This is a genomic window from Dolichospermum sp. UHCC 0315A, assembly GCF_008121535.1.
Classification (GTDB): domain Bacteria; phylum Cyanobacteriota; class Cyanobacteriia; order Cyanobacteriales; family Nostocaceae; genus Dolichospermum; species Dolichospermum lemmermannii.
This window is the reverse complement of record NZ_CP043056.1, coordinates 1,181,144-1,193,751: the sequence shown is the minus strand read 5'-3', so window position 1 is coordinate 1,193,751 and position 12,608 is coordinate 1,181,144. Positions and strand designations below refer to the sequence as shown.

Annotated in this window: 8 protein-coding genes and 1 pseudogene; 6 read left to right on the top strand and 3 right to left on the bottom strand. The window is 40.3% G+C overall.

Annotated features, from left to right (window positions below; all coding sequences use genetic code 11):
* Window positions 1–12: 12 nt before the first annotated feature.
* Window positions 13–291 (bottom strand): annotated as a pseudogene (locus tag BMF77_RS05500) (Crp/Fnr family transcriptional regulator); the annotation flags it as partial.
* A gap of 309 nt (window positions 292–600) precedes the next feature.
* Between BMF77_RS05500 and BMF77_RS05495 the strand changes: the two are divergent.
* The 3 genes from BMF77_RS05495 (at window position 601) to prmC (ending at window position 6,321) form a co-directional block, all read left to right on the top strand.
* Window positions 601–4,101 (top strand): hypothetical protein, encoded by a 3,501-nt coding sequence (locus tag BMF77_RS05495; RefSeq protein WP_148761256.1) that lies wholly within the window; start codon window positions 601–603, stop codon window positions 4,099–4,101.
* Window positions 4,102–4,637: 536 nt separating this feature from the next.
* The gene (locus BMF77_RS05490; RefSeq protein WP_148761254.1) at window positions 4,638–5,399 is read left to right on the top strand and encodes a Tic22 family protein; all 762 of its coding nucleotides are present in this window, start codon (window positions 4,638–4,640) and stop codon (window positions 5,397–5,399) included.
* A gap of 22 nt (window positions 5,400–5,421) precedes the next feature.
* Window positions 5,422–6,321, top strand: coding sequence for a peptide chain release factor N(5)-glutamine methyltransferase (gene prmC / locus BMF77_RS05485; RefSeq protein ID WP_148761252.1), 900 nt, complete (start codon window positions 5,422–5,424; stop codon window positions 6,319–6,321).
* 131 nt (window positions 6,322–6,452) lie between these two features.
* On the opposite strand, the gene aroC is transcribed toward prmC, so the two are convergent.
* Window positions 6,453–7,541, bottom strand: a complete 1,089-nt coding sequence (gene aroC, locus BMF77_RS05480) for a chorismate synthase (protein ID WP_148761251.1) — start codon at window positions 7,539–7,541, stop codon at window positions 6,453–6,455.
* 218 nt (window positions 7,542–7,759) lie between these two features.
* Between aroC and ftsH the strand changes: the two genes are divergently transcribed.
* On the top strand, window positions 7,760–9,667 hold the full coding sequence (gene ftsH / locus BMF77_RS05475; protein WP_148761250.1) for an ATP-dependent zinc metalloprotease FtsH: 1,908 nt from the start codon (window positions 7,760–7,762) through the stop codon (window positions 9,665–9,667).
* Window positions 9,668–9,760: 93 nt separating this feature from the next.
* The gene (locus tag BMF77_RS05470) at window positions 9,761–10,105 is read left to right on the top strand and encodes a DUF760 domain-containing protein (protein WP_041458567.1); all 345 of its coding nucleotides are present in this window, start codon (window positions 9,761–9,763) and stop codon (window positions 10,103–10,105) included.
* Window positions 10,106–10,252: 147 nt separating this feature from the next.
* Here BMF77_RS05470 and BMF77_RS05465 read toward each other — a convergent pair whose 3' ends face one another.
* The gene (locus BMF77_RS05465) at window positions 10,253–11,455 is read right to left on the bottom strand and encodes an HhoA/HhoB/HtrA family serine endopeptidase (RefSeq protein ID WP_148761249.1); all 1,203 of its coding nucleotides are present in this window, start codon (window positions 11,453–11,455) and stop codon (window positions 10,253–10,255) included.
* Between the two features lie 257 nt (window positions 11,456–11,712).
* On the opposite strand from BMF77_RS05465, the gene BMF77_RS05460 reads away from it, so the two are divergent.
* Window positions 11,713–12,600 (top strand): M23 family metallopeptidase, encoded by an 888-nt coding sequence (locus BMF77_RS05460; protein ID WP_148761248.1) that lies wholly within the window; start codon window positions 11,713–11,715, stop codon window positions 12,598–12,600.
* The last annotated feature ends 8 nt before the right edge of the window (window positions 12,601–12,608 follow it).

Below are 12,608 nucleotides of genomic sequence, written 5' to 3'. Positions count from 1 at the left end.
CAGGTAACTAAATTAAACGATGGTTTTTTCCCAAGCTGACCAATCGGGAATATGAATTATATCTTGATCTCTCACAATCAAACCCTTGTTTTCTAATTTTGTCAGCACTCTTGTCACAGTTTCCCGTGCCAATCCACTTAAACTACTTAACTCGCGGTGGGGTAAATTAGGAATTTCCGTGCCTGTATTCTCTTGTTTGCTTTGCCCCTCTGCCAAAAATAGCAACGTATCCGCCACCCGTGACTGACTATCTGATTCCCGTAACCGCAATTTTCTGTTAACTTGTCGCAACCCATTAAATTACAACCACCTTTAATAGAGATTGTCTGAGATTACACCAACTATGTTATAAAAATTTCAGAGGGAACAGGAAAAACTCATGTTTAAGTTCCCTGTTCCCAGTTAAGAGTTCCCTGTTCCCTTGTCATAACGACAATTTTTAACGCCAACCTACTTAGAAGTATTATTTGATTTTCCTGTATCCCTCACGAGAGTGGATGAATAACACCACGCAATCGCGTAGACTGCGCTCTGCGCTTAAAAACTACCTAAACCTGAATCTTCTAAAATTTTGTACATTTTTAACTAAGGTAATTTAACGTGACTTCCCATATTGATGAAATTCACCAACTAATTGCAGATATTGATCACTTACTGTCTCACACAGCTAAAGGCATTTCTAAGTTCCTGTCTAACCAAGGACAACAGGAAAAAGACGTTTTACAACGAGTGCATAACTTCCTGGTGCGACTGAGTGAGGAGGAAGTATCAAAAGATGATGTCCTCCCGGAAACTACAAACCCACTTCCCACACCAAAATTTTCATCTCTCTTGACACAATTTAACCAAGAGGTTAATGTTCCATCTGTATTTGAGTCTGGTTCGCATCAACCAGAGCTTAGTAGTATTGAAACAGGACAAATCAAACAAGAATTAATGGTCTTAATTCAGCCTTTACAAGCGGAATTATCCAGGCTGTTAGCAGAAAGAGCAGATTTGATTGAGGAAATTAGGCAACTAGAGCAAAAGCGACTGCAAAACCATTCATTAAGTCAGCAGTTAGCGAACCAAGACGAAATGATTTCTGAATTTTTAGAAGTCCTCATGGGTCGTTTAGTGCCACATCTAAAATCAAATTCTGCGGTAATAAGTAACCCTGATTTACAGAATTTAGAAGCAATTACTTCTGCCATTCAACCTATTTTAGAATCAGCAGAACGGGTAGAACAGTTGGCAAATTTGGCTCGGAATTTAGATCAACGCTTACTGTCTCTAGATGGAACTGTTAATACTATTTTTGAAGCCCTAGAACGGAATATTAACGCCTATTATCAATCCTTATCCCAAGCATTAGCTAAAATGCACAATGAGGGGATGCAAGGTGAACAATTGATGGCGAAGTTTCTCAATAATTTGACTCAATATTTACAACAACAAGTCTTGATTAATGAGTCTTCTATTTCTGATGTCAACACTGAAATAGTTTCGGCATCACCATTATTAACTGAGTCCTCTGTTGTTGAACAATTAAGACCTTCAGAAAATGTATCTACAGAACTTCCGACTGCGGCATCACCATTATTAGCTGAGTCCACGGTTGTTGAAAAATTAACACCTTCAGAAGATGTACTTGTAGAACTTCCTGCTGCGGAAATATTGCCAATTGATCTGGATACAGAGTTGTTACAAGAGCCAACACAATCTGCAAAAGATTTACAGTTAACAAATACTGATGAAGTAGATGAACTTTATGCCAGTTTCTTTAATACTGAAATTTCTTCACCGCTAAGTTTCTCATTTTCTTCTGATATTTTGCTGAGGGAAGATGAAAGTTTATCCATTGCTTCTGAAGTGGTTAATCATGATTTATCAGCATTAGAAATTAACAGTTCGACAGTTCCTGGTCTAGCTGACAGCACTACGTTAGCAGAACCAAATTCTGTGGATACAATTACAGTTCTGACTGATTTGTTAGTAGATACGACTCATGAACAAGTACCAATAACAGTTATCAATCAATTAGATAATTCCCACATAGAACTGGAAAATCAGGATGTAGCTTTAGATAACTGTCAGGAAGTAGATTTAAGTTTGACAACTCAGACATATATAGAAGTAGAAAAAGAAGATTTTCCTCAAGCTTCAATTACCAGTGAGCAAACTCCAATTACCAGTCCTCAACCCTCAATTCCCAATGATGAAAATAATCATCTTGTCCCAGAGGATACTTTAAATACGACTTGGTATTTAGGAATTGATATTGGCACGACAGGAATTTCTGCGGCTTTATTAAATCACTCTAAATTGGTAGTTTATCCAATTTATTGGTCAGCAGAAAATCAAAGTGGTGATGCTTCCTTTCAGCAATCATTCCGGTTACCAGCAGAAGTTTATTTACCGACGAATTCAACTTCTCATCAGGTGAAAAATGGACAATCAGAATCTTCCCCTCATCTTTATTCAGCACAGTTAAAGCCTTATTTACAAATAGCAGTTCCCTACCAGCAAGAACGACAAAAATGGGAACCAATGCTGCAATTAAATGAGTTTTCCGCAGGTCCATTGATTTGGGTAGTGCGATCGCTCTCTAAGCTACTATCAACTCTCAGAGCTAGTCAAACTAGTACCACACCAGCTTTAATTGCTAATGCTGTGGGAATGAATATACCAACTTTTTCCAAGGTAATTAAGAATATCGCTGGTGTCATCTGTACTTGTCCTTCCAGTTGGACAGAACAATATCGCTTTAATGTTCGAGAAGCGATTGTGACTAGCGAACTTATCTCTCATCCTCAACAAGTCTTTTTTGTGGAAGAAGCGATCGCCAGTTTACTGCCAGAATTAGACAGTGCCAATGGTCAATCTATCCAAATCAGCGAAAAGCAGGGTTTACGGGCTTTAAAAACTAGCAATTATCTCCTGGTAGGTAACACTTTAGCAATTAATATTGGGGCAACCCTAGTAGAAATGACCTTGGTAGATATACCAGCAAATCTGGAAGAATTGGTACATAAAAACTTCATGCTCCACAATTTTGCCTACTCTGGTAAAGGCATTGAACAGGATATTATTTGTCAGTTACTACTACCACCAAAATCCCGCCAACTTCGCCAACCTGGACAATCTCATCATGAAGGAGCGAATGCTAATCCTTGGCATTGGCAACCCTCAATTCCCGGTTTAGACCAAATGCAATTCTCTAATTTGGGTTTAGAAGGACTGGTACTACCCAAAGTTGGAGAACCAGATACACAAGCACGGATTCGTCTCCAGCAACGTCTAGAAAGTTCTCTCCTGGGACAAGCCTTATTAGATGCAGCATTGGCATTAAAGTTAATTTTACAGCACCAAGAAACCTTTACCCTAGAATTCGCCGACCAAAGTTGGGTATTACAGCGCCGAGATTTAGAAAGTCAAGTCTTTGTCCCCTTTGTCCGTCGTCTCAATCGAGAGCTTAACAAATTATTAGTAGCCCGTGGTATTCCCACCGAAGCTATTAATCAAGCTGTCCTCAGCGGTGGTGTGGCTTCCGTCGGCACTATTAACCGTTGGTTACGGCAAAAATTGCCTAATGCCAAAATTATTCAGGACTTATACCTTGGTGAAAACGGCGCTCCTAATTGCAGTCGAGTTGCATTAGGTTTAACTATGTTACCGTTGCATCCCCAAGTTTTAGACATACCTAAACAACAATACACAGATTATTTCCTATTCTCTGAATTGCTAAAACTATTGCCCAACCGTTCTTTAACCTTTGGTGAAGTCTTGCAGTTATTTGAAAGTCGTGGTATCAATACCCGTATCTGTCAACAGCGGTTATTGGCTTTCCTAGAAGGTGAACTACCACCAGGCTTAATTCCTGCGGCTTCAGATCACCTTTGGCTGACCCATCACTCCCAGGAAAATCTCGACTACAAAGCAATTGATTCCCTCAAAGCAGGCATAAACTCTCCACCACTATTTGAAAAGCAAGGCAATCTCTCCTATCGTCCCAATTTACAACAAGTCCAGTTATTACTACGTTATTTAGATGCCATTAAATCTAGTACCGTGCAATCCCTAGAAGAACCATATAGTTACCTTTTGCGTAGTCAAGTATAGGGCAGAGGAGCATGGGGCAGGGGGATTTTACTTCTTCTTTTTTTCCTCCTGACAACTGACCTTTTGGGAACGTTACAGCACTTACCGGTGTTATGAGGTACATATCTAGCGGGCAAGATGCCCGCACTACAAGAGTTTCATGATTCAACTTTGTACCTCATAAGAGCGGAAACCGCTGTAGATACATTAGAGCGATCACTAAATAGAGGACTCAATGGCAAAACATCAGGATCTTCTTTCTTCCTAGAGAAGACATATAATAGGGTTTTCAGGCTTTTGGGTGGGATCATGGAAATGAATAGCCAAGTAAAAATAAAAATAAACTAACTTTAGTGCGTATATTCAGTTTCTAGAGATGATAATATCATCACAACCCGACGCTCATGTTGGGTAACATACGTCAACCCAACCTACAAATCAAGACTTTTTTCGATTTGGACAAGGTATTGATATAACTGAAACTGGTTATTGGTGCATAAATCTCACAATTTGTCTAGTTGCTGGCATTAATAAAATTATTGACGGGAGGAGTGATCATGAAATTATTAGTTCGTTGGAGCTTAACATTGGGTTTGGCTGGTAGTGTAATGTTTGCGGGAATCTTGGGAATAAATAATCTCCAAGCCTTTGCTTTGCCAGAGGAGCAAGTGATAAAAATTTTACGAGCAGTACCTGTTTTTACACTGACTAATCTCAAAGGAGAATTTTTAGTTAGTTCTCGAAATAATCAATCCAAAACTATTTCTTTTGTAGGATTTTTTATTAGTAAGGATGATGCTCAGAAATTCCTAGACAACAGGATTAAAAAAAACAATCCTAAGTTAGCAAGCACATTGAAAATTAGCTCTGTGTCTCTAGCAGAATACAATCAAATAGTATTAGAGGCTAAACAAAAACGCGATTCTGTCATTTATACTTTAGTACCTACCCAACAACAAATTGATGCAGCCAAAAACATACTGAATACGAATGGTAAGAAAGTTGAACAATTTAATGGTGTTCCTTTATTTATCCCAAAATTATTAAAAAAAGGCTATTTGACAATTCCAATTCCTCAAGAAAAGGAGCGTTTTGTTCCCATTTTTTTTGAAAAGGAACAAGCAGTGGTTATTTTAGAAGAATTCAAAAAGGCTGTTCCCAAGGAAGCAGCTAATACAGAAATTGAAGTCACAGATTTATCTTCGGTGATTGACACACTCACTAACAGTAAAGATCTCACGATGAGCAAATTTTTATTATATCCCTCACGGGAATCAATAGAATTTCTGAATTCTCTACCAAAGCAACCAAAAAAATAAAAAATCATCTTTACCTCCTGATATGTTAAAGGCAAATCAAATAGTTTCTGGATTTCAACTTTGGCAGTGGCGAAAAACCGCAATTCAAACAGCTATAGCCTCGGACATATCCCCAATGGAGGTAGATTGGCTATTATTAACAATAGCTAATTTAGACCGCTTGGCACTGCGTTTAGAATCTTTCAAAACATGGCAGCAAATCCCCATAAAATTGTCCTTAACAGAATTAGAGCAATTGTGGCAAAGGCGATTAGATGACCGTTTACCGGTTCAGTATATTGCAGGGACGACAGCTTGGCGGAAGTTTCAACTCACAGTTTCCCCTGCGGTCTTAATTCCCAGACCAGAAACAGAAATATTGATTGATTTGGCCGTAACTGCTGCTAACGGTGAAGCCAAAGCAGGTCACTGGGTGGACTTGGGAACGGGTAGTGGGGCGATCGCGCTAGGATTAGCTGAAGCATTCACAACCGCCACTATTCATGCTGTAGATATCAGTCCAGCCGCCTTAGCCATTGCTCAAACCAACGCTGAAGATTTAGGTTTTCGGGAACGGATTCAATTTTATCAAGGTTCTTGGTGGCAACCCCTAGAATCCCTCAAAGGTCAGTTTAGCGGCATGATATCAAATCCGCCCTATATCCCCAGTAATACCGTACTGACCTTACAACCAGAAGTAGTCAACCATGAACCTCATTTAGCCTTAGATGGTGGTGCAGATGGTTTAGACTATATTCGTCATTTAATTGATATTTCCCCTAATTATTTGCGTCCTGGTGGGCTGTGGTTAATTGAAATGATGGCAGGACAGGCAGAAATGGTGCGGGAATTGTTGGAAAATAATGGTAATTATATCAATATTTCCATTCATGCTGATTTAGCCGGAATTAAACGTTTTGCAGTGGCTTGTAATTGCAAATAAAAAATATCCTATAGCAACCACCTATTTCTCCTCCTTGCATTCCTCTTTGCGACTTTGCGACTCTGCGTGAGACAAAAAAGAATATTTTGCTGTTAAATAGAGGGATTCTAATTAACTAAAATTCTCACTGCCTACAACACCTTACACTGCCCATGATGCCTTAATAAATGATCACATAAAACCAAAGCCACCATAGCATCAACCATTGGCACAGCGCGGGGTAAAACACAAGGATCATGTCTTCCCTTCCCAGATAAAAGAGTTTCTTCACCTTCCTTAGTTACGGTTTTTTGTTCCTTTCTAATAGTAGCCGTCGGCTTAAAAGCCACTCTGATAATAATATTTTCACCGTTGGAAATTCCCCCTTGAATTCCGCCCGAACGGTTAGTTACTGTTCTAATTTCGCCACTTTCATCAATATAAAATTCGTCGTTATGTTCAAAACCTGTTAACAAAGTTCCATCAAAACCAGAACCGATTTCAAAACCTTTACTTGCAGGTAGTGACATCACCGCTTTTGCTAAATCTGCTTCTAATTTATCAAAAACAGGTTCGCCTAAACCCTTGGGAACATTCCGCACCACACATTCAACCACACCACCGATGGAATTACCATCTCGACCGGTTTGTTCAATTAATGAAATCATGGTATTAGCAATTTCGCCATCTGGACAACGGACAATATTGCTTTCGACATCTGCTAAAGTGACGGTATTCGGATCAACAACACCTTCTAAATCCTTAATTCGCTTGACATAAGCAATAACGTCCACATTTGCCACTTGATGTAAAATCTTTTTAGCGATCGCCCCTGCGGCTACTCTACCTATTGTCTCACGCGCCGACGACCTACCGCCACCTTGCCAATTTCTGAATCCATATTTAGCATCATAAGTAGCATCCGCATGAGAAGGGCGATATTTTTGCGCCATTTCATCATAATCTTCGGGACGAGTATTTTTATTCCTCACCAAAATAGCAATTGGTGTTCCCAGAGTTTTCCCCTCAAACACCCCAGATAAAATCTCACAGGTGTCCGCTTCTTTGCGAGGAGTCGTAATTTTACTTTGTCCTGGTCGTCTTCTATCTAACTCAAATTGAATTTCTTCGGCAGAAATTTCCAGTTGTGGGGGACAACCATCAATAATAACTCCCACACCGCCGCCGTGAGATTCGCCAAAAGTAGTGATACGGAAAAGATGACCAAAAGTGCTGCCCATGATATTCAGGAAATACAGACCGGAATATGTATTTTACATGGAGTTGGGCGATCCTGCGAAAAATCAAAAATTCCCCATGACAATCAGTTATCTTAAAGACTCTCACCTTGTCCCCTGTCACCTGTTAATAATTGAGTCTGGCAGTTAAACTAGATAAGAAAACTGTAATTTCTAGATTTGACAATTTCACCAGAAAAACAGCCATAAAGGTAACTATTATGAAAAATTTGCACAAAAAGGCTTTAATGAAACAGCATTTATCAAGTTCGTCTCAGCGTCATGTTTTAACTGGAGTCATAGCTGCTGGGTTGATGATGTTGCCGGGGCTAGTTGGTAGTAGTCCCGTTTTAGCGCAGCAAAAGCCAGAGCGGAATTCTTTAACCTATGGGCAATTGATTCAGAAGGCAGATAAAGGAGAAATTAGAAAGGTAGAATTGGATCAAACTGAACAGATAGCTAAGGTTTATTTAGCTGGACAAAAGCCGGACACCATACCTTTACAGGTGCGCCTTTTAGATCAAAATCCCGAATTAATTAATAAACTTAAAGAAAAAAACGTTGAGTTTGGTGAAGTTTCCTCCGCTGGTAATAGAGCCGCTGTGGGGTTGTTAATCAATCTGATGTGGATTTTGCCCTTAGTGGCTTTAATGCTATTGTTCCTGCGCCGTTCTGCAAATGCTTCTAACCAAGCCATGAGTTTTGGTAAATCTCGCGCTCGGTTTCAAATGGAAGCGAAAACAGGGGTAACATTTAATGATGTTGCGGGAGTCAAAGAAGCCAAAGAAGAATTAGAAGAAGTTGTGACTTTCTTGAAACTTCCAGAAAAATTCACAGCGGTAGGGGCGAAAATTCCCAAAGGGGTGCTGTTAGTTGGACCACCTGGAACTGGGAAAACCCTACTCGCAAAAGCCATTGCGGGGGAAGCAGGTGTACCTTTTTTCAGTATGTCTGGTTCGGAATTTGTAGAAATGTTCGTCGGGGTGGGTGCTTCCCGTGTCCGGGATTTGTTCAAAAAAGCGAAAGATAATGCGCCTTGTTTGATATTTATTGATGAAATTGACGCAGTAGGTAGACAACGGGGTGCGGGTATTGGTGGTGGCAATGATGAACGGGAACAAACTCTTAACCAGCTATTAACGGAAATGGATGGTTTTGAAGGAAATACGGGAATTATTATTATTGCTGCTACCAACCGTCCAGATGTCCTGGATTCGGCTTTATTACGTCCCGGACGCTTTGACAGACAGGTAATTGTGGATGTCCCCGATTTGAAGGGAAGACAGGAAATTTTGACAGTCCACGCTCAGAATAAGAAGATTGATCCTAGTGTATCTTTGGAAGCGATCGCTCGGCGCACTCCTGGTTTTACAGGTGCAGATTTAGCCAATTTACTCAACGAAGCCGCTATTCTCACCGCCAGAAGACGCAAAGAAGCTGTTACCGATTTAGAAGTTGATAATGCGATAGATAGAGTAGTTGCGGGTATGGAAGGAACTGCTTTAGTAGATAGCAAAAATAAACGCCTGATTGCTTATCATGAAGTCGGACACGCTTTGGTAGGTACGTTGGTTAAAGGTCATGATCCTGTGCAAAAAGTTACTCTCATTCCCAGAGGACAAGCACTAGGTTTAACTTGGTTTACTCCCAATGAAGAACAGGGTTTAATTTCCCGTTCCCAAATTTTAGCCCGCATTGCCGCAACTTTAGGCGGTCGTGCAGCGGAAGAAATCGTGTTTGGGAAAGGGGAAGTTACCACAGGTGCGGGAAATGACTTACAACAAGTTACCAGTCTGGCTCGACAAATGGTCACAAAATTTGGAATGTCTGATTTGGGTCCAGTTTCCTTAGAAAATCAAAACAATGATGTATTTTTAGGGCGTGACTGGATGAATAAATCAGAATATTCTGAAGACATTGCTGCTAAAATTGATGCCGCAGTTCGAGAAATTGTTAACCGCTGCTATATTCAGGCTAAGGAAATAATCCAAGAAAATCGGTTAATTTTGGAACGAGCAGTTGATTTGTTGATAGAACAAGAAACTATTGAAGGTGATCTATTCCGCACAATGGTCGCTAACCATACTCAAGTTAAAGTTACTAATGAGCAGGTGTCTGTACCCTGTTAGAAAGTTTCCTTTTCCCTTTTCCCTGTAGAAAATGCGCTACTCTATGAATATGGTTTAGAGTAGAATCAGCAGTTACGCTAATATAAATCGCCAATGGTGTTTGATCCTGACTTTTTACAAGACGACTCTGAGCAACACCCTAATCAACTTCTGAATGATCGCTTTGGGGAAAACCCAAATCAATTACTTAAATATTTACAGCATCAATCCCCCGAAGTTTTAGCCCGTGTCGCCCAAGCTGTCAGCCCTGAAATTAAACAAATCATTTCCCAGAATGTCCAAGGACTAGTGGGAGTGATACCGACAGAACATTTCAATGTCCAAATTACAACAGACCGGGACAATCTAGCGGGAATACTAGCATCGGCAATGATGACAGGTTATTTTCTCCGCCAAATGGAACAGAGGATGCAATTGGAACATTTATCCAATCAATAGGAATCAGGAGTCACCGAGTCAGGAGTCAGGAGTCAGGAGTTCACAAAGAACAAAAAAACAAAGAAAGAACACAAAGAAAGTTTCTTCCCCTCCCCCTGCTCCCCTCCCCCTGTTCCCTGTTCCCTGTTCCCTGTTCCCTGTTCCCTACTATTGGGGATAATTTCCGGCACGGACTTTAAAGATTTGAGTTTTACCATTGCGGTTGACTTCTATTGCGAGAATGTCCCCAACGGTACTTGATTCAACTATCTTCTGGACTTGGGCAGAAATTTTTATTTGTTTGCCGTTAATCTTTTGAATCACATCACCAGGAAGTAATCCTCCTGTCTGCGCTGGTGATTTTTCCATAACTTTTCTAATGACAATTCCCACATCTGGCTGAATGTTTAGTTGATCTTCCTCTTTCAGTCGCTGTTTTGTAGTTGTGGAAATATCTATCATCTCAATTCCTAAAAATGGGTGAGCAACTTCTCCTTTGGTAAATAGTTCATTGGCTACACGGAAAGCGGTTTCAATGGGGATAGCAAAACCAAGTCCTTGAGCATCAGCACGGATAGCGGTATTCACACCAATAACCTGTCCTTGAGCATTTAAAAGTGGTCCTCCAGAATTACCAGGGTTAATTGCTGCATCTGTTTGGATAAAACTCACGCGCTTATCAGGAACACCTACTTGGGCGCTAGTTCTGTCTGTGGCACTGATAATGCCAATAGTGACAGTATTATCTAAACCTAAAGGATTGCCAATTGCGATCGCCCATTGTCCAGGAATCAAATTTTGTGAATTACCTAACTTGACTATCGGCAACTTATCGGCAGAGATTTTGACTGCGGCTATATCTGTTACCGTATCAATTCCTACGACCTTTCCTTCAAAAGTCCGCCCATCTTTGAGGGTGACTTGAACTGTATCTGTGTCTGCTACTACATGAGCATTAGTTAGTAACTTACCATCTTCGGTCAGAATAAATCCTGAACCTGTCCCGCGCTCAATTTTTTCTGAGGGCATTAGTCGTTCATCCTCTTTGAAAAAATGCCGAAATAAGGGATTTTTAAAAGCTTCAGTCATCGGATTTGATATTTTCCGAATTGCATTAATCCGCACAACCGCAGGACCAACTTTGCTGACAGCAGTGGCGATAAAATTGACATTATCACCTCCAGGAGAATTGAGTATGCCATTGACAGGTTGGGAAACAACAGATTCAGCAGGTAAAGTTACCGCCACATTTTTTAACTGTTGAAATGAAAGATTGTGTGTCCAAAAATAACGACTAGCAAAGACACCACCACCAGAGCTAATTACCACCAAACCTAGATAAACAGCCAGTTGTTTCAAAGATAACTTCATAATAATTAAGAATAATGGCGCTCAAGGACAGATGGAAGCTTATCTCTTTAGTGTAGTCAAGCAAACGTTCAGTGAACAGATCATTTGACATATAAATATTAGAAATTTGTCAGCATATTCGGGGATCATATCTACTTCTGGAATTTCATCATGAATTTACTCAAAATAGGTAGTAGAAAGATAGAGGAAAAACTTTATCCTATCTTTAACAATTCCCCACTAAAATCTAAAAATTAGCGATTTCTGGACTTATTTGCATGAAATTTTCCTATTGTTCACTATGTTTTTTGAGCTTATTTAGCACTTTGGGTTTATTATCCATACTGCCACAGTCACAAAGCGTTAATGCTAGTCCAGGAAGTTGCCCGGTTCCCGCTTTAGCTCGTATCCAACGTCATCAAGTTAATCGTGGTGAAACTTTAGCAACTATAGCTAATCGCTATAATTTAGCACCAGAAACAATTATTGGGATTAATCCATCCGTGAAGAATGGGGTAGTAAATCCAGGAACAGAACTGCAAATTCTCCCTTTCAATGGCATTGTTGTCGAAGTTCCTCGTAATCAAAACTGGAAACAAATAGCATCTAAGTATAAAGTCCGTCCAGATACAGTATTTGAAATCAATGGTTGTCAGAAAACCCCTAAATTTGTCTTTTTACCGATACTTCCAGGGGTAATTACTGCTCCTGCTGCTACTTCTGGGACAATTGCTACCGCACCTAGTACCCCGGCTGGAAACATTACTGGTTATCCCTTGCCAAGTAGTACAGATGTTGCATTAGCTTATGGTTGGCAAATTCACCCGATTACAGGAGATGTTTTCTTTCATAGTGGCGTAGATTTGTTAGCACCAGTAAATACTCCTGTGACAGCGATCGCTCCTGGAATCATCGTCTTTGCCAAGGAACAAGGTAGTTATGGCAAGTTAGTCATTATTAACCACGCAGGTGGCTTACAAAGCCGTTACGCCCAACTTGACAGCATCAAAGTTACTCTCGGTCAAACAGTCAACAAAGGCGATATTTTGGGAGCAGTCGGAACTACCGGACAACCAACCTCCACACAACCTCATCTTCATTTTGAAATGCGTTCTAACGGTTCCCTCGGTTGGGAAGCAAAAAATCCCAAAGAGTTTTTAAAGTGAGGAGTATG